The 25,981-nt window shown below is 59.9% G+C and carries 24 protein-coding genes; 13 read left to right on the top strand and 11 right to left on the bottom strand.

Features of this window, described 5'->3' with window-relative positions:
* Positions 1-332 precede the first annotated feature (332 nt).
* On the top strand, positions 333-4,007 hold the full coding sequence (locus EYD00_RS09730) for a response regulator (protein ID WP_034498734.1): 3,675 nt from the start codon (positions 333-335) through the stop codon (positions 4,005-4,007).
* An 11-nt stretch (positions 4,008-4,018) separates the two neighbouring features.
* Here the strand turns inward: EYD00_RS09730 and mnmC2 are convergent, their stop codons facing one another.
* Positions 4,019-4,774: a tRNA (5-methylaminomethyl-2-thiouridine)(34)-methyltransferase MnmC2 gene (gene mnmC2 / locus EYD00_RS09725; protein WP_004443123.1), complete on the bottom strand. Its 756-nt coding sequence runs from the start codon at positions 4,772-4,774 to the stop codon at positions 4,019-4,021.
* Here mnmC2 and EYD00_RS09720 point away from each other — a divergent pair.
* From EYD00_RS09720 to EYD00_RS09680, 9 genes are all read left to right on the top strand, one after another.
* Positions 4,773-5,987 carry an NAD(P)/FAD-dependent oxidoreductase gene (locus tag EYD00_RS09720; protein ID WP_034498736.1) on the top strand — a complete coding sequence of 405 codons (1,215 nt, stop codon included), beginning with the start codon at positions 4,773-4,775 and terminating at the stop codon, positions 5,985-5,987. The genes mnmC2 and EYD00_RS09720 overlap by 2 nt on opposite strands.
* 96 nt (positions 5,988-6,083) lie before the next feature.
* Positions 6,084-6,791, top strand: coding sequence for a DUF1045 domain-containing protein (locus EYD00_RS09715; RefSeq protein WP_004443119.1), 708 nt, complete (start codon positions 6,084-6,086; stop codon positions 6,789-6,791).
* A gap of 200 nt (positions 6,792-6,991) precedes the next feature.
* Positions 6,992-7,915, top strand: coding sequence for an allantoinase PuuE (puuE, locus tag EYD00_RS09710; protein ID WP_004443118.1), 924 nt, complete (start codon positions 6,992-6,994; stop codon positions 7,913-7,915).
* A complete protein-coding gene (gene uraD / locus EYD00_RS09705; protein WP_004443115.1) occupies positions 7,915-8,412 on the top strand; it encodes a 2-oxo-4-hydroxy-4-carboxy-5-ureidoimidazoline decarboxylase in 498 nt (165 codons plus the stop codon). The genes puuE and uraD overlap by 1 nt, the downstream gene beginning before the upstream one ends.
* Before the next feature lie 49 nt (positions 8,413-8,461).
* Positions 8,462-8,752 (top strand): nucleotidyltransferase family protein, encoded by a 291-nt coding sequence (locus EYD00_RS09700; RefSeq protein WP_004443113.1) that lies wholly within the window; start codon positions 8,462-8,464, stop codon positions 8,750-8,752.
* Complete coding sequence (locus EYD00_RS09695; RefSeq protein WP_004443112.1) at positions 8,749-9,111, top strand: HepT-like ribonuclease domain-containing protein; 363 nt, start codon at positions 8,749-8,751, stop codon at positions 9,109-9,111. Before EYD00_RS09700 ends, EYD00_RS09695 begins: the two co-directional genes overlap by 4 nt.
* Positions 9,112-9,114: 3 nt before the next feature.
* A complete protein-coding gene (locus tag EYD00_RS09690) occupies positions 9,115-9,615 on the top strand; it encodes an ureidoglycolate lyase (RefSeq protein ID WP_004443111.1) in 501 nt (166 codons plus the stop codon).
* Positions 9,612-9,968 carry a hydroxyisourate hydrolase gene (gene uraH / locus EYD00_RS09685; RefSeq protein ID WP_004443110.1) on the top strand — a complete coding sequence of 119 codons (357 nt, stop codon included), beginning with the start codon at positions 9,612-9,614 and terminating at the stop codon, positions 9,966-9,968. The genes EYD00_RS09690 and uraH overlap by 4 nt, the downstream gene beginning before the upstream one ends.
* A 5-nt stretch (positions 9,969-9,973) precedes the next feature.
* Positions 9,974-10,717: a metallophosphoesterase family protein gene (locus tag EYD00_RS09680; RefSeq protein ID WP_004443109.1), complete on the top strand. Its 744-nt coding sequence runs from the start codon at positions 9,974-9,976 to the stop codon at positions 10,715-10,717.
* Positions 10,718-10,720: 3 nt separating this feature from the next.
* Here EYD00_RS09680 and EYD00_RS09675 read toward each other — a convergent pair whose 3' ends face one another.
* Entirely contained in the window at positions 10,721-11,992 is a 1,272-nt protein-coding gene (locus EYD00_RS09675; RefSeq protein ID WP_034498739.1) for a D-alanyl-D-alanine carboxypeptidase, read from the bottom strand.
* A 200-nt stretch (positions 11,993-12,192) separates the two neighbouring features.
* Here EYD00_RS09675 and EYD00_RS09670 point away from each other — a divergent pair, with 200 nt between their 5' ends.
* Positions 12,193-12,759 carry a TetR/AcrR family transcriptional regulator gene (locus EYD00_RS09670; RefSeq protein WP_004443107.1) on the top strand — a complete coding sequence of 189 codons (567 nt, stop codon included), beginning with the start codon at positions 12,193-12,195 and terminating at the stop codon, positions 12,757-12,759.
* Between the two features lie 2 nt (positions 12,760-12,761).
* Positions 12,762-13,106, top strand: a complete 345-nt coding sequence (locus EYD00_RS09665; RefSeq protein ID WP_004443106.1) for a DMT family transporter — start codon at positions 12,762-12,764, stop codon at positions 13,104-13,106.
* 202 nt (positions 13,107-13,308) lie between these two features.
* On the opposite strand, the gene EYD00_RS09660 is transcribed toward EYD00_RS09665, so the two are convergent.
* The 4 genes from EYD00_RS09660 to puuD form a co-directional block, all read right to left on the bottom strand.
* On the bottom strand, positions 13,309-14,442 hold the full coding sequence (locus EYD00_RS09660) for an alpha-hydroxy acid oxidase (RefSeq protein ID WP_004443103.1): 1,134 nt from the start codon (positions 14,440-14,442) through the stop codon (positions 13,309-13,311).
* A gap of 80 nt (positions 14,443-14,522) precedes the next feature.
* Positions 14,523-15,242, bottom strand: a complete 720-nt coding sequence (locus tag EYD00_RS09655) for a sulfite exporter TauE/SafE family protein (protein ID WP_081859507.1) — start codon at positions 15,240-15,242, stop codon at positions 14,523-14,525.
* A 303-nt stretch (positions 15,243-15,545) separates the two neighbouring features.
* On the bottom strand, positions 15,546-16,856 hold the full coding sequence (guaD, locus tag EYD00_RS09650) for a guanine deaminase (RefSeq protein WP_004443100.1): 1,311 nt from the start codon (positions 16,854-16,856) through the stop codon (positions 15,546-15,548).
* The gene (puuD, locus tag EYD00_RS09645; RefSeq protein ID WP_004443099.1) at positions 16,853-18,115 is read right to left on the bottom strand and encodes a urate hydroxylase PuuD; all 1,263 of its coding nucleotides are present in this window, start codon (positions 18,113-18,115) and stop codon (positions 16,853-16,855) included. Before puuD ends, guaD begins: the two co-directional genes overlap by 4 nt.
* 473 nt (positions 18,116-18,588) lie before the next feature.
* Here puuD and EYD00_RS09640 point away from each other — a divergent pair, with 473 nt between their 5' ends.
* The gene (locus EYD00_RS09640) at positions 18,589-18,927 is read left to right on the top strand and encodes a hypothetical protein (protein WP_006699610.1); all 339 of its coding nucleotides are present in this window, start codon (positions 18,589-18,591) and stop codon (positions 18,925-18,927) included.
* Here EYD00_RS09640 and EYD00_RS09635 read toward each other — a convergent pair.
* The 5 genes from EYD00_RS09635 to EYD00_RS09615 all read right to left on the bottom strand — a co-directional run bounded on the left by EYD00_RS09635 (position 18,903) and on the right by EYD00_RS09615 (position 25,835).
* On the bottom strand, positions 18,903-19,832 hold the full coding sequence (locus tag EYD00_RS09635; RefSeq protein ID WP_004443095.1) for a LysR substrate-binding domain-containing protein: 930 nt from the start codon (positions 19,830-19,832) through the stop codon (positions 18,903-18,905). The genes EYD00_RS09640 and EYD00_RS09635 overlap by 25 nt on opposite strands.
* Before the next feature lie 237 nt (positions 19,833-20,069).
* The gene (gene xdhC / locus EYD00_RS09630; protein ID WP_004443092.1) at positions 20,070-20,924 is read right to left on the bottom strand and encodes a xanthine dehydrogenase accessory protein XdhC; all 855 of its coding nucleotides are present in this window, start codon (positions 20,922-20,924) and stop codon (positions 20,070-20,072) included.
* A 195-nt stretch (positions 20,925-21,119) separates the two neighbouring features.
* Positions 21,120-23,459 carry a xanthine dehydrogenase molybdopterin binding subunit gene (gene xdhB, locus EYD00_RS09625; protein ID WP_004443090.1) on the bottom strand — a complete coding sequence of 780 codons (2,340 nt, stop codon included), beginning with the start codon at positions 23,457-23,459 and terminating at the stop codon, positions 21,120-21,122.
* 2 nt (positions 23,460-23,461) lie between these two features.
* The gene (gene xdhA / locus EYD00_RS09620) at positions 23,462-24,931 is read right to left on the bottom strand and encodes a xanthine dehydrogenase small subunit (protein WP_004443088.1); all 1,470 of its coding nucleotides are present in this window, start codon (positions 24,929-24,931) and stop codon (positions 23,462-23,464) included.
* 127 nt (positions 24,932-25,058) lie between these two features.
* Positions 25,059-25,835 (bottom strand): 3-hydroxybutyrate dehydrogenase, encoded by a 777-nt coding sequence (locus tag EYD00_RS09615; RefSeq protein ID WP_004443086.1) that lies wholly within the window; start codon positions 25,833-25,835, stop codon positions 25,059-25,061.
* Positions 25,836-25,981 lie beyond the last annotated feature (146 nt).

Raw genomic sequence — 25,981 nt, 5'->3', positions numbered from 1 at the left:
GCGGGCCAAGTCTCTCTCGGACCAAGTCTTCTCAACATACGCTGCAGCTCACGCGGCTGCCGAAGGTGAAAGCTTGACCGGCATGTGGGCGTTTTACTCGCCAAAGTCAAGCGATAGTTTCATGACATGGCTGCCGGACGGCGCATGGCAGCCATGCGGAACGCCGCCGCCAGCTGGCCGAAGAGCTGGGTCGCAGCGAATAATTATGGTTAAAAAAGTGTATTGCCGGGCAGGGCGCATAGCAAAAACAGATTTTCTCACATAACGTTTTTGCGAAGTCATCTAGAAATATTTGATTCGACAAAGTGAAACTGCACGCTGTGGAGTATCGATTGACCGAGGGCAGCGGGTTGCTGGAAAAGGCTTGCAGGGCTGTTGCCGCCCTGAACCTGCCCGCGTGCATCAAGGACAGCGAGCTGCGCTATCTCGTGGTCAACGCCGCCTACGCACGGTTGATGGGGCGTCCCCTCAGGGCGTTCGAAGGCCACACCAGCCTTTCCCTCTCGGCTGATATCCGTGATGCGGAGCGGGAGGACAGGGAGCGCCGTTCACTCGTTTTTGCGACGGACGAGATGATCGCCTGCCATGCCTCGGTTTCCTCCCTGCCATACACACTTCGCTGCGAGCGCTTCACCGATGATGACGGCAGCCTGTTCCTGTTCGAAACGGTGGAAGACATGCCGTTGGGCGTTCTGACGGGGACGGCGGATATCGGCGGGGCGTCGGACCTGCTGTTCAGTAGCGGCCTCATGGATTTCATCGATGCCGGCATCGTCGTCTACGATCCGGAAAACCGGCTGGTTTATTGCAATGCCCGTTTCGCGGAGTTCTATAGCGGTTTTGGCGTCGAGCTGAAGCCGGGCATCCGGCTCGAGGCGCTGATGGAGGCGCTCTATTTTTCGAGCGGATATCGTCGCGTCAAAGAAGACGACCCTGCGTTCGAAGGCTGGATGCGGGAGCAGTTGCGCGATTTTTCCCTGCCCTATCTCGAAAGGGTGGAGCAGTTCGCCGATGGCCGCTGGGTGCGCATGGTCAACAAGCGGCTGGAAAACGGCATGCTGGTTGGCCTGCGCATCGATGTGACCGAGTTCAAGGCGCACGAGACCCTTCTCAGCGCCCAGATCCGCGAGACCTGGTTGCTGCGCGCTGCCCTCGAACAATTGCCTGTGGGGGTTTTCCTGAGGGATCAGGACAGGCGGCTGACCTATGCCAATGCCGCCTATGATGCATTTCTCGGCGGCAATCTCGCCGACTATATCGGCAAGACCGAATCCGAAATGTTCCCGCAGAATGGCTCCCAGTTCCAGCAGGAAAACGAACGGATCTTGCAGACCGGGGAGGCGCTCGAACGCACGGGAAACATGCCTCAGCGCAACGGACGGTCCATTCCCGTCATCACGCGGCTCGGCCGCGTTGCGACACCGGATGACGAATATTACCTCGTGGGCTCCGTCACCGATGTCAGCCTCCTGCAGGAGCGGGAAAAGGCGCTGATCGCCACACAGGCCGAAGCCGAGGCGCTGCATCGCCAGCTCGAGGCGGTGCTTCACGCGCTGCCCGTGGGGGTGCTGCTTCTCAGCGCCGATCTCGTCATCGAATATGTCAATCCGTTCTTCTACCAGGTCTGGGGCGAAATCGGCGGCGAGAAATCACTTGTGGGCAAAGACTATCGCGAATTCATGAGGATGAATTTCGATAGCGGCCTTTATGATTATGGCGATCGGCCTTTCGACGAGGTCTATAGCGAGCGGGCGCAGCGGCTCCTGAAGGATGAGGCCTTTGCCCCCCGCGAGGTGCGCAGCAAAAGCGGCAAGGTGACCGTCATCTCCAAAACGCGCCTCGAAGGCGGAAAAATCCTCAGCACCTATGCCGATGTGACGGATGTGCGAATGCGCGACGCCGAAATCAGCAAGGCGAAGGCCGAGCTGGAGCGCGTCGGCGAATATATGCAGGGCGCGACGCGCGCCATGGCGCAGGGCCTGGTGCTGGTGGAGCAGGGCACGATCATCATGTCCAACGAGGCGATGGCGCGGATGTTCGACGTGCCGCCCGAGCTGCTGGAAAAGGATCGCGACTGGTCCGGCTTCTTCGCCCACTGTGCCGCGCGCGGAGATTTCGGCACGGCCGAGGAAGCGGCCGCGATGCTTAATGCCTGGAAAGACAACATTGCCGCCAACCGGCCGTTCTCCTGGCTTATCCATGTCGCCGGCAAGAGCTGGCTCAACCTGGAAGCCACCAACAGTTCCGGCAATTACTGGCTCGTGATCGTCACCGACGTGACCGAGATGAAGATGCGCGAAGGCGAATTGCAACGTCTGCTTTCGCGGGCGGAAGCGGCGGACCGCGCCAAATCGGAATTTCTGGCCAATATGAGCCATGAAATCCGCACGCCGATGAACGGCGTGCTTGGCATGGCGGAGCTTCTGGCCAAATCCAACCTCGATACGCGCCAGAAGACTTTCACCGACATCATCGTCAAGTCAGGCAATGCGCTTCTGACGATTATCAACGACATCCTCGATTTCTCCAAGATCGAAGCCGGGCAGATGAAACTGCGCAGCGTATCTTTCGATCCGGCGGAAGCCGTTGAGGATGTGGTTTCGCTCCTGTCCTCGGCGGCGCTGGAGAAGAACATAGAGCTGGTGGTGCGGATCGATCCGTCGGTTTTCGGCAAGGTCATCGGTGACGCCGGACGCTTCCGCCAGATTGTTACAAACCTCGTCGGGAATGCCGTCAAGTTCACCGAAACCGGCCATGTGCTGGTGGAGCTTTCTGCGCAGTCAGCGGAAGCTTCGGAGGCCATCCTGTCGCTGCGTGTCGAAGACAGCGGGATCGGTATTCCCTCCGACAAGCTGGAGACGATCTTCGACAAGTTCAGCCAGGTCGATAGTTCCGCCACGCGCCGTCACGAAGGAACCGGGCTCGGCCTGGCGATCACCGTCGGCCTTGTCGGACTGTTCAATGGCAAGATCGATGTCGTCAGCGAAGTGGGCAAGGGGTCGAGTTTCGAGGTCAACATCCCGTTTCAGATGACCGAAAGGCGGAGGGATGTCCCACCTCTTTCGGTGGCGATCGAAAATATCCGGGTGCTCGTCATCGATGACAACGATGTCAACCGGCGCATCCTGACGGAGCAGCTGCAAAGCTGGGGCATAGACGGCCATGCCGTCGAGGGTGGGCCCACGGGCATCGCCGTGCTGCAGGAAGCCGCAGCGGTGGGTCTTTCGATCGACGCCATCATTCTCGATTATCACATGCCTGTCATGAACGGCCTGGACGTGGTGGAGCGGATCAGGGCGGATCGCCGTTTCGATGACATCGCCATCATTTTCCTCACGTCCATGGATGTCGTGGGTGACGAGACGCTCTTTACCGATCTCAACGTGCAGGCCCATCTGATGAAGCCCGCGCGGGCGCGGCTGTTGCGTTCCACCCTGTTCGACGTGGTGCGCGACGTGCGGCTGAAACGCGCGCGGCCGGAAGCTTTCGCAGGTGCCTCGGACGGCGGTTCGTCCCGGCCGGAAGGTCCTGCTTCAGAAAAGAAGCGGCGGGCAGAGGTGCCGACAGTTTCCGTCCGGCTGCGGCCCAGCCTGATCGATGTGCTGGTGGCCGAGGACAATGACGTCAACCAGATTGTTTTCACGCAGATTTTGCAGCAGACGGGTCTGCGGTTCCTGATCGTCGGCAATGGGAAAAAGGCCGTTCAGGCGTGGGAGGAATATAATCCCGCGATCATCCTCATGGATGTCTCCATGCCTGTCATGAACGGGCATCAGGCAACGCAGGCGATCCGGACGGCCGAACTTGCGGCCGCCGAAGGCCGGCATGTGCCGATCATTGGCGTGACGGCCCATACGCAGGATGCTGACCGCGATCTATGCCTGCAGGCCGGCATGGACGATTATCTGTCGAAGCCCATCAGCCCCGAAATTCTCGAGGATAAGATCGCCCAGTGGCTGGGTGAAGATATTCCGCGCCGGGTATCTGATGACGCAACCGGTCGCTGATGTCGTTTTGGTCAAACCGGGGGCCTGGTGCCGCAGAGCATTTCCCGTTTTCCTGCGAAACCCTTGCGTCGTTCCACATCAAAACCGGCGGCGATGAGATTGCGGCGGACGAAGCCTGCGGCGGCATAGGTGGCGAAGGTGCCTGCCGGCGCCGTCCTGGCGAACAGTGCCTGCATGATCTCCAGCGACCACATGTCCGGGTTGCGCGCAGGTGCGAAACCATCCAGGAACCAGGCATCGAAGGTTTCGTGACTGTTGGAAATACCGGTGAGCGCCTCGCCGCAGACCACCGTCAGGCGTGTTTCACCATCGAGTTCAATCTCTACCTTCCCCTTCGGTTCGGCGGGCCAGAGGGCGGTGAGCGCCCTGCGTTCGGCGTCCACCTCCGGCCAGCGGGAAAGTGCCCGGCCGATCTCGTCCGCCTTCATCGGGTAGAGTTCGAAGGAGATGAAATGCAACGTGGAGCGGCCGTTGCGGAGCTCTTTCCATTGGCGCCATGTCTCGCACAGATTGAGCGCGGTGCCGAAGCCCAGTTCCCCGATGCGGAAGACGCCTTCGCGTTCCCGCCAGCGTTGCGGCAGGCCGTTTCCTGACAGGAAGACGTGGCCACATTCCAGCCTGCCATCCGTCTGGCAATAAAAATGGTCGTCAAAAGCCAGCGAATAGGGCATATCCCCGTCACGCCAGTCGAGTGCAGTGTGGGTTTCGCCGGTTGCCGAACCGGCCTGTGCGCCAGTCTCTCTGATAGTGTCGTTGGAATCTTTCATGGCTAAAGCCGATAATCCCGCTTTCGAACAGGGTCAATCACCAAGAACGCCTTTGCCTGCTTCCGTCCCTCTCCTCATCGTCGGGGGTGGTATCATGGGTCTATGGGCTGCGGTTAAGGCGGAACGGCTCGGCATCGATACGTTGTTAGTGGAGGCGGATCATCCCGGTGGCGGCGCGAGTGGCGGGCTGCTCGGCGCGCTGATGCCTCATATGCCGGACCGCTGGTCGGACAAGAAGCAGTTCCAGTTCGCCGCCCTCGTGGCGCTGGAAAAAGAGATCGCCGGGCTGGAGGCGGAAACGGGGCTTTCCGCCGGTTATCGCCGCTCTGGCCGGATCATCCCATTGCCGAAGCCGCATCTGCGTCCCATCGCCGAGCGGCATGAAAGGGATGCGCAGGAGAACTGGGTCTCGGGTGAGCGCCGGTTCCATTGGCATGTCGGTGACAGCCCAGCGGTTGCGGGCTGGGTGGATGACGCGGCTGGCGCAGCGGGTTTCGTGTTCGATACGCTGGCGGCGCGGGTGGCTCCGCGTGCAATGATTGCGCTTCTTTCGGCATTTCTCGGCAAGGCGCGGCATGTGCGGTTGATCAAGGGTTGCCGCGTCCTTTCGCTTGACGCGGAGACAGGCCGGGCGGCGCTGTCTTCGGGTGACGAGGTCGTGTTCGGGCACGCCGTGATCGCCAACGGACATCGATCCTTTCCCCTGATCCGGGACGCACTGGGCCTCGACACCGGGCTGGTGCTCGGGCAGCCGGTGAAGGGGCAGGCGGCGCTGCTCGACGCGGCGGTCGATCCGGCCATGCCGGTGGTGTTCCTGAACGGTCTTTACATCGTGCCGCACGAAGACGGAACGGTCGCCATCGGCAGTACCAGCGAAGATTGTTTTTCCGACCCCTTCGATACGGATGAGAAGTTGGAAAAACTGCTTGCGGATGCGGCTGCGATTGTCCCCTGCCTTGGCGGGGCGCCGGTTCTCGAACGCTGGGCCGGGCTGCGGCCGAAGGCTGCGGGCAGAGACCCCATGGTGGGAACGGTTGCCGGTCACCCGAAGCTTGTGGCATTGACGGGCGGCTTCAAGGTGAGCTTCGGTCTTGCCCATTCTCTTGCCGATGCCGCGCTACAGGCCGTCTGCGGAAAGGCACCGGACGTGCCGCGGAGTTTCCAGCTTCAAGAACACGTGAACATAGCCATGGCGGGCATCGGAAAGTTCTGACCAGACCGCTTACGTCGTTAATCTGTCACGCAAATCACTTATTTGCTGGCCTGCAACGAGGCAGGTTTGTCCGCTTTTGCGGCGAGGTGACAGCGCATGCGATACGCCATTCATTTCACGCCTTCCCCCAATGACCCCCTGACGCAGGTAGCCGCTGCGTGGCTGGGGCGCGATGCCTATTCCGGTCAGGCGGTTGAGCCGCCCGGTATGATCGATCTTGGCATGCAGGAGATTTCCTATCACACGGCCCTGCCGCGCCGGTATGGTTTCCATGGCACCATCAAGGCTCCTTTCCGCCTTGCCGAGGGTCAGTCCGAAGCGGCGCTCCTGCGTGACCTGATGTATTTTTCCGGCAGGCAGGAACCCTTTCCGTTGCCGCAACTTGTGGTGGCGAGGCATGACAATGTCTTCAGCCTCGTCCCCGAACGGCCCTGTGAAGTGCTGCATTTTTTCGCGGCCCGCGTCGTGCAGGAATTCGACCGTTACCGGGCGCCTCTCACAGAGGCGGAGATCGAGCGTGCCGATCCGGACCGGCTGTCGGCCTCGCAGCTCACCAATCTGCACCGCTGGGGCAGCCCGCATGTGATGGACGAGTTCCGGTTCCAGATGTCGTTGACCGGCGGTGTGGAACCCGCCAGCAGCCAGAGGATCGAGCGGGCCGTGCGCAAGGTGTTCGAGCCGCTGCTGTCGCGGTCCTTGCAATTTTCCAGCCTTGCGCTCTTCATCGAGGATGAGCCGGGAGCGCCTTTCCGGGTGCACTCGCTTCATCCCATGGGCCGCGTTTCCGCCCGCAAGATTGCCTGACTGGCGCGCCATCATAATCGTATACAAAAAAGCTTCGGAATGTCGGCAAAATTGATCTCGACATTCCGTATGCGAATGCTACCGTTCGACATCGCATATTCGAAGTGCGCTGCGTCATCCGTCTGGATCAGGCATCTTCGAAGTTCTGTTTATGTCTCCGAAATCGGTTGCCGATTGGGAGAGATGGTCTGGGTGGCTGAATGATTTCCGAAAACTACTCCCGCAATCTGGTGGGCTATGGCCGCAATGTTCCCGATCCGAAATGGCCGGGCGGTGCGCGCATTGCCGTGCAATTCGTCATCAATTACGAAGAGGGCGGCGAAAGTTGCATTCTCGACAATGACAAGGCGTCGGAATCGCTGCTGTCGGAAATCGTCGGCGCCCAGCCCTGGCCTGGCCAGCGCAACCTGAACATGGAATCGATCTATGAATATGGCTCGCGCGCCGGCTTCTGGCGGCTGTGGCGCATGTTCACCGGGCTTGGCGTCACCACCACCGTTTACGGCGTGACCGCAGCCATGGCCCGCAACCCGGAAGCGGTTGCGGCAATGAAGGAAGCGGGTTGGGAAATCGCCAGCCACGGATACCGCTGGCTGGAATACAAGGATTTTTCCGAGGAGGAAGAGCGTAAGCACATCGTCGAAGCGGTCCGTCTGCACACGGAGGTCACCGGCGAACGTCCCTATGGCATGTATCAGGGCAAGCCCTCGGACAATACGCTGCGGCTTGTCATGGAAGAGGGTGGTTTTCTCTATTCGTCGGACTCCTATGCCGACGATCTGCCCTATTGGGTGAAGGGTGTGAAGGATGAGCCTTTCCTGATCATTCCCTACACGCTTGAGACCAACGACATGCGGTTTGCCACGCCGCAGGGCTTCAATTCCGGCGACCAGTTCTTCACCTATCTGAAGGACGCTTTCGACGTGCTTTATCAGGAAGGTATGGAAGGTGCGCCGAAGATGATGAGTGTCGGTCTGCATTGTCGTCTTGTCGGCCGTCCCGGTCGTGCAGCAGCACTTCGCCGCTTCATCGAATATGTGCTTGGCCACGAAAAGGTGTGGATCCCGCAGCGCATCGAGATCGCCCGTCACTGGCATGAGCATCACAAGCCGGAGGCGCTTTGATGCTGACGCGTGAGGAGTTCGTTACCCGTTTCGGTGGCGTGTTCGAACATTCGCCATTCATTGCCGAGCGGGCCTATGACGCTGGTGGGGCCGGCCTGGAGCTGACGGCGAAGGCGGTTCATGCCGCGCTTAGCGCGCAGTTTCGCGCGGCTTCCGAGGCGGAAAGGCTTGGAGTGTTGCGGGCGCATCCCGATCTCGCCGGCAAGCTGGCAATTGCCGGCGAGTTGACGGCGGAGAGCCGCAACGAACAGGCCGGTGCCGGGCTCGACAGGCTTGCCCCGGAAGAGCACGCCCGTTTTACCGAATTGAACAGCGCCTATACCGATAAATTCGGTTTTCCTTTCATCATCGCGGTCAAGGGGCTGAACAGGCACGATATACTCTCGGCCTTCGAGACACGCATAGGTAACGGCGCAGCCGAAGAATTCGCGACCGCCACGGCGCAGGTTGAAAAGATCGCCTGGCTTCGTCTTTGCGCAATGCTGCCGGAGGGATGATTGGCGCGTTGCGGCCATTCTGCTAGAATCGCGCCGTTTGGAGATGACGATGAGACCTTCCGAGGTGCTGGAAAAGAACAGGGAAGCGATCCGCGAAGCGACGAAACGCTTCAATGCGGCAAATCCCCGCGTGTTCGGCTCCGTCGCCCGCGGCGAGGACAGGCCGGACAGCGATCTCGACATTCTAGTGGACGCGCTGCCGGGTACGACGCTGTTTGATCTCGGCGGTTTGCTGGAAGAACTGAAGACGATGCTTGGTGTCGAGGTCGATGTCGTCACCTCGGGCGGCTTGCATTCGGATATTCGGGCGCGCGTTCTGAAGGAAGCCAAAGCGGTATGAGTACGGATCGGCTTCTGCTCTATCTGAAGGAGATGGATGTTGCTGCTGCCAGGATACGGGATTTCATTCAGGATATGGATGAGGCCGCTTTTTCTTCCGACACGCGCACGCAGATGGCGGTGATGATGGGTCTTGCCCTGATCGGCGAGGCGGTCGCCAAGCTCGACAGGCACTACCCAGCGTTTTTACAGCAGCACCCGGAAATCCCCTGGATCAAGATGAAGGGTATGCGCAATCTGATCGTGCATGATTACTTCCGGGCAGAGCTCTCGGTCGTCTGGAAAACGATAACGCAGAGTATTCCGGATTTGCAGGCGCGCCTCTCCCTTCTCCGAAACTGGCATGCCCAAGGTGAATGACATTTGACTGATTTTCTCAACATACAACCTCTTACCAAGGAGGCGTTTGCGTCCTTCGGCGACGTGATCGAAACAACACCTTCTTCCATGCGGTACATCAATGGCGGTCAGACGGAGCGGCATCATGCGCTCGCAGCGCCGGAGGCGGCAGGCGAGGGGGCACGTGTGATCCTCAATATCTTCCGCGGGCAGCCGCGCGCCTTTCCGCATGAAATCGAGATGATGGAGCGGCATCCGCTCGGCAGCCAGAGTTTTTCGCCGCTTTCCGGCCGGCCCTTCCTCGTCGTCGTTGCCGAAGACGATGGCGGCCGGCCGGGGCGGCCTCGGGTGTTTCTGGCGCGGGGCGATCAGGGCGTGAATTACCGCCGCAATGTCTGGCACTATCCGCTGATGCCGTTGCAGGCGGTTTCGGATTTTCTGGTTGCCGACCGTGACGGGCCGGGCAACAATCTGGAAGAGTATTTTTTCGACAGGCCTTATGTAATCGCGGAGCCCAGCCTATGACCGGTCTGACGACCCATGTTCTCGACGCCGCGCACGGCACGCCTGCCGAGGGGCTGGTGATTGATCTCTACCGGCTCTCCGGTGATCGCCGTGACAAGCTGAAGACGGTGCAGACAAATGGCGACGGCCGTGTCGATGGCGGGCCGCTGCTCGTTGGCGACAGTTTCATGGCCGGTGAGTATGAGCTGGTTTTCCATGCCGGCGATTATCTGCGAGGAAAGGGTGTCGTGCTTCCGGAGCCGGCCTTCCTCGATATTATCCCGATCCGTTTCGGCATTGCCGATGAGAGCGGTCATTACCATGTGCCCTTGCTGCTCTCGCCTTATAGCTATTCCACCTATCGAGGAAGCTGACGCCGATGATCTTTGCCGCCATTGCCGATATTCACGGAAACTGCGCCGCGCTGGAGGCGGTGCTTGAGGATATCGCCAGGCTCGGTATCGAGGACATTGTCAATCTCGGCGATTGTTTCAGCGGTCCGCTGGAGGCCGGTTTTACCGGCGACGTGCTGGTCGGCAACTGGATTCCCAGCATCCGCGGCAATCACGACCGGGAACTGATCGAGCGTGCGCCGGAGGAGATGGGGAGCTGGGAAAGGCCCGCCCATGCGCAGCTGAGCACTGCGCACCGGGACTGGTTGCAAACTCTTCCGTTCAGCATGGTGTTCAAGAACGTCGCTTATTGCTGTCATGGTTCGCCCCGTGACGATCTGGAATATTGGCTGGAAACGCTGTCGCCTGAAGGTGTCCTGAAATTGCGGCCTCTGGCCGAAATCGAAGCCATGGCTGAGGGTATCACGCAGCCGCTGATGCTTTGCGGCCATACCCATATTCCACGCGCCGTGCAGCTTTCAGATGGCCGGCTGATCGTCAATCCGGGCAGCGTCGGCTGTCCTGGGTGGAGGGACGATACGCCTTTCGATCACCACGTTGAAGCCGGTCACCCGCTCGCCACCTATGCGGTTCTCGAAGAAACCGCACGCGGCTGGCAGGTCTATTTCCGCAATATCCGTTACGACAACCTGGCCATGTCCGAAATGGCTCGGGTCAACGGTATTCCTTATCTGGCCGATGCGTTGGAAAACGGCTGGCTGAAGCGCTAGGGATCACCCCTCGCTGGTCATCACCACACATGCATAAGAGCGTGCCTTCAGCGCCTTGCAGGCGGAGACTGCCGAGGACTGGTCTTCGAAGCCGGTGAAGCGGGCTCTGTAGAGCGTCGCCGATCCGCTCTGCACGGCTTCGGTGTAGGGGGCGATGCCGGAATAGTTGCCGATATTGGAGCGCGCATTGGCGAGCAGCGAGCGGGCGGCGGCTTCGCTGTCGGTGGCGGCGATCTGCACCTCCCACCGGCTGCGCTGGCCGGAAGGGGCCGCGGCGGGAGCAGGCCGCGGGATGGCCGAGACCTGCATCATGTCCGCCACATCGGCGTTTGCGGTGGCAATCTGCATGGCAACCGGATCTGCCCGGCGCTCGGCGAACATCGGCAGCGGCACGGCAGCCGGCGGCACGGCGGCGGCAACATCGAAGGTGCGGCTGACATTGGCACTGGCGACGAGCTGTTCGGTGTTGCGGCCTCTCGATGCCTGCGGCACGGCCTTGTCGAGAAGTGCAGCCATCTGGGCATCGCGGCTGCGCGCGGTCTTGCCACCCAGCACGACGCCGACGACGCGGCGGCCATTGTGATTGACTGCACTGACGAGATTGAAGCCGGAGGCGTTGGTATAGCCGGTCTTGATGCCGTCCATCCCCTGATAACGATACATCAGATTGTTGTGGCCACGGATGCGCTTTCCACGAAAATTGAAGGATTGCGTGGCGAAGAGGCTGTATTCTTTGGGAAAATCCCGTTGCAAGGCAAGACCGAGCTTCGCCATGTCGCGTGCCGTCGTCACCTGAGACTTGTTGGGCAGGCCGGACGCGTTGCGGAAGACCGTTTTGGTCATGCCGAGCTGGCGGGCCTTGCGGGTCATCATTTCGGCGAACCGTGCCTCGGAGCCGCCGAGGTGATCGCCCATACCTTCGGCCATGTCATTGGCGGATTTGACGATCATGCCGTAGACGGCTTCGCGCACGGTGAAGGTCTGGCCCTGACGCACATAGAGCTTCGAGGGGATGACCGATGCCCCATTCTTGGACATGGTTATCTTCTGGTCCCAGCGAAGTTTGCCGGCATGCAGCGCCTCAAAGGTCAGGTAAAGCGTCATCATCTTGGTGAGCGAGGCGGGGTGGTTCAGCACATCGGCATTGCGGGCGGCCAGAACCTTGCCGGTATTGGCGTCCATGATGAAATGGGCATAGCCCGCCTGCGCCGGCGACGCATGGAGCGAGAGGATCGCGCAAAAGAAGGCGAGTGCAAAAATCCAGGCACCCGCCATTCCCCGTTTGATCATTCCCGACATAGTTCACCCCTTTTGTTTGATCGCCGTGCTGGGCAAAGTTTTACTGACACTTTCCGGCAACAAAACCGCTAAAACTTTAGAGATCGCTTTCATGCTTAATTAAGTATGAATTTCAACCCGACAGCTGCCCTCACAATTTCCTTGAAAAGAAACCAACCATCCGGTATGTTTGCGACATGACAAACGCTCATGAACGCAAGAAGCAGCCTGAGGTGGTGCGCCGCAATCTACTCGATTGCGCGGCGAAACTTGCTGCTGAACAAGGGGTTGCAGCACTTTCCGTGCAGGCGGTGGCGGATGCGGCGGGAGTGACCAAGGGCGGGCTGTTTCACCATTTTCCTTCCAAGCAGGTGCTGCTCGAAGCCGTCATGACTGACCTTCTGGCGGCGCTGGACAACGAGATCGATGCTCTCATCTCACAGGATCGTGAAGCTTCTGGAAGCTTTACGCGGGCCTATGTAAACGCGGTTTTCTCTGATCGGGGCAGGGATTCGGGTCGGCAATGGGCAGCGATCTCCGTTTCGATGGTCGGCGAACCGTCGCTTCGACGTATGTGGAACAGCTGGATCGAGGGTCGTCTTGTCCGTCATAAAGAAACGGATGACGGGGTGGTACTGGAGATGGTGCGGCTGGCTGCCGACGGCATCTGGTTTGCCGATCTGCTGGCCGACGATGGCAAAGCGGGTGGCGACAGGGCGGCTCTGAGGGCCCGGATGATCGCCCAGACGAAGAAGGATACGTGACGATGAATACCGCGGTCTTCACTTATGGCGCGCTTGTCGCAGCCATTGTCTGCGAGGTAATCGCCACCTCCTTCCTGCAGCAATCGCAGCAGTTCACCAGGCTAGTACCGACAGTGCTGATGGCGTTGTTTTACGGTGCAGCCTTTTATCTTCTGTCGTTTACGCTGCGGGCGCTGCCGGTCGGCGTGGCCTACGCGATCTGGAGCGGGCTTGGCATCGTGCTGATTTCCGGCATCGGATATTTCGTGTTCCGCCAGACGCTGGATATTGCCGCCGTCATCGGCCTCGGCTTCATCATCACCGGCGTGGTGATCGTGAACGTGTTTTCGAAGACGGTCGGGCATTGAGGGGCTGGGTGGTGTAGCGCGAAGGCTATACCGACCGCCGTCATCCCGGCCTTGAGCCAGGATCCGGCGCGATCAAGTCTTTGATCGCGAGAGACTCTTTCGCGGCGCAGACGCGCCGCGGCTGGATGCCGATCTAGTCCGGCGTGACGGTAGAGAGGTCTGCGAGCTGCGGTTGTCACGCCGGAACTTCTGCCTTCTGACATCACGCCAGAATGCTGCGATCCACATCGGTAATCAGCCGCTTGCCGCAGAGCGCCATGCTGACATCCATTTCCTTGCGGATGATCTCGAGCGCTGTCGTCACGCCCTGCTTGCCATCCGCACCGAGGCCGTAGAGGAAGGGCCGGCCGATATAGGTGCCCTTTGCGCCAAGTGCCACGGCCTTCAGCACATCCTGACCGGAGCGGATGCCGCCATCCATGTGCACCTCGACCCTGTCGCCAACGGCATCGACGATTTTCGGCAGCATGGCGATGGAGGAGTGCGCGCCGTCGAGCTGGCGGCCGCCATGGTTGGAGACGATGATGGCGTCGGCGCCGGTATCGAGCGAAGCGCGGGCGTCTTCCTCGTCAAGAATGCCCTTGAGGATAAGTTTGCCGCCCCAGCGTTCCTTGATCCATTCAACGTCTTTCCAGGATAAACGCGGATCGAACTGCTCGGCCGTCCAGGAAGAGAGCGACGAGAGGTCGGAGACGTTCTTGGCGTGGCCGACGATGTTACCGAAGCTGCGGCGCTTGGTCCGCGCCATGTCCAGGCACCATTTGGGCCGGGTCGCCATCTGCCAGATATGTTTCGGGGTGAATTTCGGCGGGGCCGAGAGGCCGTTGCGCAGATCCTTGTGCCGCTGGCCAAGGATCTGCAGGTCGAGCGTCAGCACCAGCGCCGAGCACCCGGCGGCCTTGGCGCGGTCAATGAGGTTGTTGACGAAGTCGCGGTCCTTCATCACATAAAGCTGGAACCAGAAGGGTTTCGAAGTGACGGAGGCCACATCCTCGATGGAGCAGATGCTCATGGTGGAGAGCGTGAAAGGCACGCCGAATTCCTCCGCCGCCTTGGCAGCCAGCATTTCGCCATCGGCATGCTGCATGCCCGTAAGGCCCGTAGGGGAAAGCGCTACCGGCATAGAGACTTTCTCGCCGACCATTTCGGTGGCGAGCGATCGGTCGGTCATATCCACCAGCACGCGCTGGCGCAGCTTTATCTTGGCAAAATCATCCTCATTGGCGCGGTAGGTGCTTTCCGTCCACGCGCCGCTATCGGCATAGTCAAAGAACATTTTCGGCACACGGCGCTGCGCCTGGTTTTTCAGGTCAGCTATGGTCAGGATTTTGCCCATGGATAAAGCCTTCACATTTGAATGATGGCTTCACTTAACATGAATAGCACGGTTGCGACATCGAAATCGTCGTTCTTGTTTCACCAAAAAGCGCGCAGGGATAGTTCGCAGCCAAGCACGAGCAGGCAGATGAGGAACCAGCGCCGAAATGTCGCCGGGCTAACGATATGGCGGATTTTCTGGCCAAGCCACATGCCGAGAAGCGCTGGCAGGACGGCGAATGCGGAAAGCGACAGATGCTCGACATGAAAAGCATTCTGCGAAGCGAGACCGGCGGCAAGTGCAAGGGTGGAAATGGTGAAGGAAAGGCCGAGTGCCTGCACCAGATCGTCTCGGCTAAAACCCAGCGACTGGATATAGGGCACAGCGGGTACGACGAAAATTCCGGTGCCGCCGGTCAGAAGGCCCGTCACCAACCCCATGATGGGGGAGAGTTTTGGTTCCAGCCTTGCCGGTATCGAGATCGGTCTGGCAAGCAGGCTGTAGGCTGCGTAAACCGCGAGGCACAGGCCGAGCGCTGAGGTGGTCCAGACGCCGGTGCCCGCCGTCATCAGCCGGATACCGATAAGGGTGCCAAGCGCAATGGCGATCATCATCGGCCACAGCCGCTTCACGATGGCCCGGAAATCAGGCCCGGCCAGCAATTGCCAGATATTGGTGATGAACGAGGGCAGGATGAGCAGGCCGGCGGCGATGACCGGAGGCATGAAGAGGCCGAGCACGCCCATCGCAACAGTCGGCAGCCCCATGCCGGTCACACCCTTGACGATGCCGGCAACGATGAATGTTGTGAGGATCATCAGCAGGGTGGTTGTGTCTAGGTTCGGCACCGGGCACTCCAGAGGTCATTCGCATTCGGCCGAAATGGCGTCAGGCAATCATGTGGAGCGAGCGAGTGCCGCTAGTTTCTTCTCCGCGCCGGGGAGAAGGTCGCGGCAGCGGGATGAGGGGGCAAGCTCTCCGAAATCCGGCAACGTTGCCTCCTCATCCGACCCTTCGGGCCACCTTCTCCCCGGGGGGAGAAGAAACTAGCGGCACACGCTCGATCCAATAGGTGACGGATGTAAACGAGTTAGCCGCTTTATGTTTCGGCCGCAGCCGAACTATGCCAGCACGCTCTTCATCGGCTGGCCGGCCACATAGGTCTCTACCACTGTGCGGTCGTCGCCCATGGTCAGCATCAGGAAGAGTTCTTCCGTGAGGCTTTTGACCACCTCCATCTTCAGGGCCATGGCTGACGTCGAGGAGGCGTTCAGCACCGTGATGTCGGCATCCGTGCCGGCCTCCAACGTGCCAATGCGGTCGACCATGGAGAGCGCTTCGGCATTACCACGGGTCATCAGATACCAGCTTTCCAGCGGGTTGAGACGTTCGCCCAGCAATTGCTGGATCTTGTACGCCTCGTCCATGGTGCGCAGCATGGAATAGCTCGATCCGCCGCCGATATCGGTGGCAACCGCGATACGAACAGGCTTTTCGCGCCTTTGCAGCTTTTTCATCGGGAAGAGGCCGGAGCCGATGAAGAGGTTCGATGTGGGGCAATGCACTGCCACCGCGCCGGTTTCCGACAGCACATCCGCCTCGCGATCGGACAAATGAATGGCATGGCCGAGAAGGGTCTTTTTGCCCATCAGGCCGTAACGCACATAGATGTCGGTGTAGTCGGTCGCTTCAGGGTAAAGCTCGCAGGTATATTTGATCTCGTCCAGATTTTCAGACAGATGCGTCTGGATGAAGAGATCGGGAAACTCCTGCGCCAGCGCCTGTGCTGCTTCCATCTGTTTCGGCGTGGAAGTGATGGCGAAGCGCGGGGTGATGGCGACGTGGTTGCGGCCCTTGCCGTGCCAGTCGGCGATGACCTGGCGTGTCTCGTCATAGGAAGTTTCCGGCGTATCCAGCAGGCCCTGCGGGGCATTGCGGTCCATCATCACCTTGCCGCCGACCATCAGCATGTTGCGCTTCATGGCTTCCGTGAAGAAGGCGTCGGCGGAGGTTTTGTGCACGGAGCAATAGGCGGCGGCCGTTGTCGTGCCGTGGCGCAGAAGCTCGTCGTAAAAATGCGTGGCGATGCGTTGAGCATGCGCGGTTTCGACGAAGCGGCATTCTTCCGGGAAGGTATAGGTGTTCAGCCATTCCAGCAGGTTGGCGGCATAGGAGCCGATGACCTGCATTTGCGGGAAATGCAGGTGCATGTCGATGAGGCCCGGCACGATAAGGTGCGGGCGGTGGTCCTTTTCCTCGACGTCTTCGGGTGCTGTCTTACGGATATCGGCGTATTCGCCGATGGCGGCGATCTTGCCGTCTTCGAGAAGCAGGCCGCCATCTTCAATATAGAGATAGCTTTGCGTATCGTCGATTGCGAGCGGCGCGCGGCGGAAGCTCAGCAGGCGGCCACGCAGCAGAACCAGGCTCATTCAGTCTTTCCTTCGGCTTTTCCAGCCCCGGAAACCGCACTTTCATACCATGCGGTTAGCACCTTGCGCTCATCCGGGGTGATGGCGGTGATGTTGCCGGGAGGCATGGCATGGCTGCGCCCGGCTTGCAAATAGATTTCACGCGCATGGGCGGCGATCTGTTCGTCAGTTTCGAGCTTCACCGATTTCGGCGTGAACGGCACGCCTTCCCACGCCGGCTCGGCGGCATGGCACATGGAACAGCGACCCTGAACGACGTCGCGGGCCTTGGTAAAATGGGCATCGCTGACGAATTGCTGCTGCATGGGTGAGAGGGTGGCAGCCTTCTCTTCCTGTTCGCCGGTCAGCACTTTCGGCACGGTGGAAAGCCACATGATGACGATGAAGATGAGGGCGGTCGCAAGCCATGTCCATGTCGGCTTGCCCTTGCGGGCATGGGTGGTGTTGAACCAGTGGCGGATGGTAACGCCCATCAGGAACACCAGCGCTGCGATGATCCAGTTAAACTGCGTGGCAAAAGCCAGCGGATAATGGTTCGACAGCATGAAGAAGATGACGGGCAGAGTCAGGTAGTTGTTGTGCAGCGAGCGCTGTTTGGCGATGCGGCCGTATTTCGGGTCCGGCGTTCGCCCGGCGATCAGGTCTGCGACGACGATCTTCTGGTTGGGGATGATGATGAAAAAGACGTTCGCCGACATGATGGTGGCGGTAAACGCACCCAGATGCAGGAAGGCGGCGCGACCGGTGAAGACCTGCGTGTAACCCCAGGCCATCGCCACCAGCGCGACATAAAGCACGATCATCAGGCCCCAGGTATTGTTGCCGAGCGGCGATTTGCAGAGGAAATCATAAAACAGCCAGCCGATGGCGAGCGATGCCAGCGACAGGGCGATGGCCTGGAACTGGGTGAGATCAAGTACGGAATGGTCGATGAGGAACAGGTCCGCCCCGCCATAATAAACGATGCAGAGCATGGCGAAGCCGGAAAGCCAGGTGACGTAACTTTCCCATTTGAACCATGTCAGGTGCTCGGGCATCTGGGCAGGGGCGACCAGATATTTCTGGATGTGGTAAAAGCCGCCGCCATGCACCTGCCACTCCTCGCCATAGGCCCCCGGCGGCAGATGCGGCCGTTTGACCAGCCCGAGATCGAGCGCGATGAAATAAAAGGATGAGCCAATCCAGGCGATGGCGGTGATGACGTGGAGCCAGCGGACGGCAAAGGCCATCCATTCCCACGCAATGGCGTATTCGTACATGCGGTTCCCCTGATCCTTGTGCAGCGCACCTTGCGAGAAATTTGGCCTTTAGGGAAGGGAAAAGCAGAGACCTGGCAGAGATTGTTCACAATGCAAAGCGGTTGTGTCTGCAATCCTGGGCCGGTCCGTTCCGGCTGGGCGATCAAGCCCTCGAAAGCTGGAAACGGTCTATCCTGTCGTTGAGTTTGTGCTTAGCTGGCTAAGGCGACTCAGCTATGATCCTGTGTGCAGCCTGCTGATGTGTTAGAATATCAGGCTGTGGACTCTCGCGCCGATGCGCAGGGCTCCCATGACATGTTTCGCTGGCGGTTTTTCCGAAAGCGGGCGCTGCGAACCTTGGGCGGAGCAGATCAGGGGGCAGGTGTCGCAGTTCCCGGTGCCATTGTGTCCGGGTGTGAGTGATATGAGATTTTAAGTTAAGGGACGCAATGATCTTCCGGCTGCCGCCGTTGTTCTCAACGGAGACCGTGCCGATGCGCCTTGTTCTGACGGTTCTTTTTCTGCTTTTTGCATTCAGCGCCACCGCGCTTGCCCATGAATCCCACAAGGGATTCAAATATGAAAGCTACTGCTGCAACGGCGATGCCGAAACCGGCGACTGCCAGATGATCCCGACGCGCAGCGTTCGGGTGACGTCTGATGGTTACGAGGTCTCGCTTGCGCCCGGCGATCACCGCATGGTCACGCGACGTCACGTTTTCAACTGGTCCCAGAGTCAGGCGCGTCGATCCGAAGACGGCGAGTACCACCTCTGTCTGTTTCCGGATGAGGATACGCCGCGGTGCTTTTATGCGCCGGATATGGGGTATTGAGGCTGCTGCTGCGGCCGGCTTTCCTCGATCCGCTTCAAAATCCAGTCGCGGAACAGCCTTATCTTGCGAATGTTCCGGCGGTTTTCGGGGTAGACCAGCCAGTAGTTCTTGCCCTCGCTGCTAAGATGCTCGAAGGGTTGATAAAGGCGGCCGAGCGCAATCTCATCGGCATAGAGTTCCGGGGTGAGCATTGCGACGCCCTGGCTGGCGATCGCCGCTGCGGCCTCGAAGGCCTGCACATTGAGACGGCTGCGGGGATAACGGTCGAGACCGGGATTTTCAACGCCCACTTCCTGAAACCACTGGCTCCACCAGATATCGCCGGGATCAATGATGCGCAGGCGCAGCAGATCTTCCGGTTTGTGCAATCCGCCGATGCTGTCAGCAAGACTTGGGTGCAGCATCGGCGTATAAACGCCGCGCAGCAGTTGATGGTAGATCAGCCCTTTACCGTTATCTTTGCTCCAGCGAATGGCGACATCGCAGTCTGATTGGGAAAAATCGATCAGTGAGCTCGATGTATCAAGCCGCACCGCGATTGAGGGATGTTCAAGCTGGAAAGCGCCCAGATGCCGAGAAAGCCAGCGCGACGCAAAGGTGGCGGTTGAGTGGATTGTCAGCGTTGCGTCGGGCGTGTCGCGCACGCTATCGACAGCCTCCTTTAAGGTATTAAAGGCTTCCGCAACTTTCGGCGCTAATTTTTCTCCAGCCTCGGTCAGCGAGACTTGCCGCGCCCTTCTTATGAAGAGCGGCTCTCCGATATTCTCCTCCAGCAGTTTCACCTGATAGCTGACTGCCGTCTGCGTCATGCCCAATTCCTCGCCGGCCTTGGTGAAGCTCTTGTGTCTTGCGGCGGCTTCGAACACCCGCAGGGCATTCAGGGGGAACTGGCGTGACATTTTCATGGATAAGTTCTCTTTATGCCAATTGCCGAAGGTTTCATTGGTTTTTATTCGGAAATCAGAGCATTTTTAGCGCAATTCATCAACTGAGCTTCTGACATTTTTGAACGGAGACGAACATGCGCACAGCACTCTTGCGCGCGTTGTCCCGCCTGCGCGCGGGCCTGCGGACAGCGGAAAGGTTTATCCTAGAGAGCCTCCAACCCGACAATCTGGCGGATGAAAGCCTGCCGGACGCGCTCAAGCGAGATCTAGGCCTTGAGGATGGCCGTATTGATTACCGCTGCGGCGGGTTTCGGCAGCGGAAAATGCTTGAAGCAACTCGGCTGCCACAAGGGCCGCTATAACGGCGGGACGCTTGTCCCTGACGCTGCTGCCGCCGATGGGCAGGGTGAGTTTCGCAAGGCGGGAAGGCGGCTCGTCTTCCCGCTCCAGCCAATGGGCAAAGGTAGCGCGTTTGGTCTTCGAGCCGATCATGCCGACATAGGCGAGATCGTTGCGGGCGAGCGCCTCCTTCGCGATCATGAAATCGAGTGCATGATCGTGGGTGACGATGACCGCGGCCCCATTTGCCGGGATTTTCCGAACGAATGCTTCCGGCATGGGGGTGAGTATGGACGCCGCTGCCGACGGAAGATCGCGCAGCTCGTTTTCGCGTGTTTCGATCACGGTCAGGGTCAGGGGCAGCAGCGACAGGGCCTCAGCCAGCGCCTTGCCCACGTGGCCGGCACCAAAAATGAAAACGGCGGGCTGCTGCTCAGCTTCGCCCTTTTGCCTTGCCTCGAGCGCGGCGGCAATATCCGCCGTGACCAGCCGAAAGCGCAGGAGCGTGCGCCCGCCGCAGCATTGGCCGATTTCGGGGCCGAGCGGGATATCCATGCGGTCTTCGGCAACACCGCTGCGCAGCATGGCGCGGGCATGGTCTATGGCCATATATTCGAACTGGCCGCCGCCGATGGTTTCCCAGATGGCCTCCTGGCTGACCAGCATGAAGGTGCCGGCCTCGCGCGGTGACGAGCCTTTCACGGCTTCGATTTCCACGAGGATTGTGGAGGTGTAGCGGGGGAGGAAAGTGGAGAGGGAGGCGTCAGGCATTGGGGCTGGCCCCCTCATCCGGCGCTGCGCGCCACCTTCTCCCCGGCGGGGAGAAGAAACCCGGAGAACTGGCTCCGTCCATCTTACGTGCTTGCAGGAAGGGTGAGGCGATGCGGCATCTTTCTTCTCCCCGACGGGGAGAAGGTGGCCCGAAGGGACGGATGAGGGGGCTCGGCCGCATGGGTACGTCCTCCCTCAAACCTTCTTCAACCGTTCCACCGCCATCAGCACCCGCTCCGGCGTCGCTGGCGCGTCGAGGCGTGGGCAGACTTTGTAATCTGCCACGGAAGCGACGGCCATGGAGAGGGCTTCGAGAACCGAGATGGCCAGCATGAAGGGCGGTTCGCCCACGGCCTTGGAGCGGCCAATGGTGGGTTCGGCATTTTCCGACCATTCCGCCAGCCTGACGTTGAAGCTCTTCGGCCGGTCGGAGGCGAGCGGGATCTTGTAGGTGGAAGGCGCGTGGGTGCGCAGCCGCCCCTTGCCGTCCCACCACAATTCCTCCGTGGTCAGCCAGCCCATGCCCTGCACGAAGGCGCCCTCGATCTGGCCGATATCGATGGCCGGGTTGAGCGACTTGCCGACATCGTGGAGGATATCGGTACGTTCCATCAGATATTCGCCGGTCAGCGTATCGATCGATACTTCCGAGCACGCCGCGCCATAGGCGAAATAATAAAACGGCGTGCCGCGTCCCGCGGCGCGATCCCAGTGGATTTTCGGCGTCTTGTAAAAACCGGCGGCGGAAAGCTGCACGCGGGCGAAATAGGCCTTTTTGATGAAGTCGTTGAAGGCGATTTCTTCGAGGCCGATCCGTACCCGGTTCGGCAGGAAGACGACTTCCTCTTCCGGCACGTTCCAGTTTTCGGCAGCGAATTTGATCAGCCGCTCGCGGATCTGGCGGGCGGCGTCATAAGCGGCCATGCCGTTAAGGTCGGTGCCTGACGAGGCGGCGGTGGCTGAGGTGTTCGGCACCTTGCCTGTGGTGGTGGCTGTTATCTTCACCCTGTTGATATCCACCTGGAAGGCATCGGCCACCACCTGCGCCACCTTGGTGTAGAGGCCCTGGCCCATTTCGGTGCCGCCATGGTTCAGATGGATGGAGCCGTCATTATAGATATGCACCAGCGCGCCGGCCTGGTTGAAGGCGGTCATGGTGAAGGAGATGCCGAATTTGACAGGGGTCAGCGCGATGCCCTTGCGGATGATCGGGCTGGTCTTGTTGAACTCGACAATGGCCTGCCTGCGCGCGCGGTATTCGCTGGATGCTTCCAGCTCCTCGACGACGCGGGCGATGATGTTGTCCTCGACTTCCTGATGATAGGGCGTCGTGGTGCGGCCTGAACCGGTCTCGCCGTAGAAATTCAGCTTGCGGATATCGAGTGGGTCCTTGCCGACGGCATAGGCGATTTCTTCGATAAAACGTTCCGCCCCCAGCATGCCCTGCGGGCCGCCGAAACCGCGAAAGGCGGTGTTGGAGACGGTGTGGGTTTTCAGCGGCCGCGAGGTGAGGTGCACATGCGGATAGAAATAGCTGGAATCCGCATGGAACAGCGCGCGGTCCGTGACCGGGCCGGACAGATCGGAAGAAAAACCGCAGCGGGCGGCATAGGTGGCATCGACGGCGTGGATGCGGCCCTCATCATCGAAGCCCAGCTCGTAATCGACGCGGAAATCGTGGCGTTTGCCTGTCGCCGTCATGTCCTCGTCGCGGTCGGGCCGGATTTTCACAGCCCGGTTCAGCTTCTTGGCGGCGATGGCGCAGAGAGCGGCGAACTGGTTGCCCTGCGTTTCCTTGCCACCGAAGCCGCCGCCCATGCGGCGCACCTGCACGGTGACGGCATTGGATGGCACCTGCAGGATGTGGCTGACGATGTGCTGGATTTCGCTCGGATGCTGGGTGGAACTCCACACCGTCACCTCGTCATCCTCTCCCGGCACGGCCATGGCGATGTGACCTTCGAGATAAAAATGCTCCTGTCCGCCGATCCGCATCGTGCCGGTGAGGCGGCGTGGCGCGACATCCATTTCCAGCTTCGCATCGCCACGCTTCAGCGTCATCGGATCGATGACGAGCGCGCCGCCATTTTCAATCGCTGTATCGATGTCGGTGAAATGCGGCAGATCCTTATAGGTGATCTTTGCTTTCCGGGCGGCCTTGCGAGCAATATCGCGCGTCTCGGCGAAGACCGCGAAGATCGGCTGGCCGTGGAATTCGACCTTGGTTTCGGCCAGCAGCGGTTCGTCGTGACGGCCGCCCGAGGAGACATCGTTTTCGCCTGGCACGTCCTTGCCTGTCATCACCCAAAGCACGCCCGGTGTTGCCTCGACCTCCGAGAGGTCCATCGACACAATTTCCGCGTGGGCACGGTCCGCCATGCCCAGCGCGCCGTGGATGAGGCCCGCGGGTTCGGGAATATCGTCGATATATTCGGCGCTGCCCGTCACGTGCTTGTGGGCGGAATCGTGCCGGAGTGAGGTGTGCATCGGGCCGTCGATTTCGGTCTTGGTCTTGTCGAAGCTTGTGGTGTCCATGATCACGCCTCCTCCAGCGAGAAGCGGGCAAGTTCCTGCTTTTCCCCTGATGTCTCGAGGAAAAACCGTGTCAACAAATTCTTGGCCGTCAATTGCCGATATTCGGCGGTCGCACGCCAGTCGGTCAGCGGTGTGAAATCCTCGTCCAGCGCATCGCGCGCGGCATCGATTGTTTCCTGTGACCAGGCTTTACCGAGAAGCGCCGCCTCCAGATGTGCAGCGCGTTTCGGCGTACCGGCCATGCCGCCGAAGGCGATGCGGATGTCTTCGACTGCGCCCTCAGCATCAAGCGTCAGATTGAACGCTCCGCACAGCGCGGAAATATCCTCGTCGCGGCGTTTGGAAATTTTGTAGACGGCATAGTGGCTTTCCGGCTTCTGGAACGGAATCAAGAGCTTTTCGACGAATTCGCCGCTCAGCCGGTCCTGTTTGCCGTAATCGACGAAATAGCTTTCCAGCGGCAGGCTGCGGTTTCCCGAGGAAGAACGCAGGGTCAGCGTCGCGTTAAGCGCGATCAGCGCCGGCGGTGTATCTCCGATAGGCGAGCCATTGGCGATGTTGCCGCCGATGGTGCCCATGTTGCGCACCTGCTCGCCGCCGAGACGATCGAACAACCGGGCAAGCGGCGGGAAATGCTCTGCGATGGTCTTGAAGGCCTGGCTGTAGGTGACGCCCGCGCCGAGCGTGATACCGTCTTCCCCCACCGTGATGGTCTGCAGGTCGCCGAGATTGTTGATGAAAATGACAGGGTTCAGCGCCCGCATCTGCTTCGTCACCCACAGGCCGACATCGGTTGAGCCGGCAACGATGGTTGCTTTCGGCTCCGCGGCGTAGATTTCGGTAAGATCAGCAAGCGTTGCCGGAATTATGGTGCGGTCTTCGCCGCTGACGATCGTGATAGTCTCGTTTTCGCGGATCGCCCAAAGCCGTGCCATGATATCGGTGCGGTCCCGTTGCAGCGGGTCGAACAGGGCGCTCGGGCGGGCGGCAGCGATTTTTTCGGCGGCCTTCACGATCGGCTCGTAACCCGTGCACCGACAGAGATTGCCTTGCAGCGCCTTCTCGATATCGGCGCGGCCTGGGTTTTCGCTGGTCAGCCACAGGCCGTAAAGCGACATGATGAAGCCCGGCGTGCAAAAGCCGCATTGCGAGCCGTGGAAATCCACCATGGCCTGCTGCACGGGATGCAACGTGCCGTCGCGGGCTGCCAGATGCTCCACTGTCACGATATGGGTGCCGTGCAGCGAGCCCAGAAAACGGATGCAGGCATTGACGCTTTCATAACGCAGCGAACCGTCCAGCAGCCGCCCGACCAGCACCGTGCACGCGCCGCAGTCGCCTTCCGCGCAGCCTTCCTTGGTCCCGGTCAACCGCTTGCTGATGCGGAGGTAATCGAGAAGCGTGTCTGTCGGTCCGAAATCCCTAAGCGAGATCGTTTCGCTGTTGAGGATGAAGCTGATCGCGTCGTTCATGCAATGCCTTGCTTTTTGTCCGGCCGCCGAGCCGGTTTCTTGTTGTTCATCTATGCACGCCCCGGCAGGCATATCGATTTCCGTTTTGGCAATTCATTCTTTCCATAACGGAAAGAAAATTTGGCGATTATTGTGCCGTCCATCCACCGTCGACGGAAATATGCGTGCCGGTGATGTTGCTGGCGGCGTCGCTGGCCAGGAATATGGCCGCGGTCGCGACATCATCGACGGTGACGAATTGCTTCGTCGCCTGCAATTCCAGCATCACGTCGTTCTTCACCGCCTCTTCGCTGATGCCACGCACCTTGGCCATCTCAGGTATCTGTTTTTCCACCAGCGGGGTGAGCACATAACCGGGACAGATGGCGTTGACGGTCACCCCGGTCTGCGCAAGCTCCAGCGCCGCCGTTTTCGTCAGGCCCATGATGCCGTGTTTTGCGGCCACATAGGCCGATTTGAACGGCGAGGCGACGAGGCCATGGGCCGAGGAAATGTTGATGATGCGGCCTTTGCCAGCCTTCTTCATCAGCGGTATCGCGGCGCGCATGGTATGGAAGGAACTGGTCAGATTGATGGCGATGATCCAGTCCCATTTTTCCGTCGGAAACTCCTCGATGGGCGCGATATGCTGGATGCCGGCATTGTTGATGAGCACGTCGACCGAGCCGAGCTTATCGTGCGACGACTGGATGAGATCGGCGATCTCGTCCGGTTTCGTCATGTCTGCGGGATGGTAAAGCACGCGCCCGCCGCTTTCGGCTTCCAGCACCAGACGGAGTTTTTCGATCTCGTCCTCGTCGCCGAAACCGTTCAGCACGACATTTGCGCCCTCCCTTGCAAATCTCTGGGCAATGGCAAGGCCGATGCCGCTCGTGGAGCCTGTCACGATAACTGTCCGATGCATGCTTTCCCCTTTTTGCATTACTTCGCACATATTTAACCAGCGTATGCCCAAGAAGGCAGGCTGGCAATCGCCATTTCTGTCCGGGGTCACAGGACACGGATCCGGCGGCGCCCATCCATTTTTTCGAAGCTAAACTTCCATATTAT

Source organism: Agrobacterium sp. 33MFTa1.1, assembly GCF_004328495.1.
GTDB lineage: Bacteria > Pseudomonadota > Alphaproteobacteria > Rhizobiales > Rhizobiaceae > Agrobacterium > Agrobacterium pusense.
The sequence above is the reverse complement of the archived record's forward strand: the minus strand, read 5'-3'. Positions and strand labels throughout refer to the sequence as shown.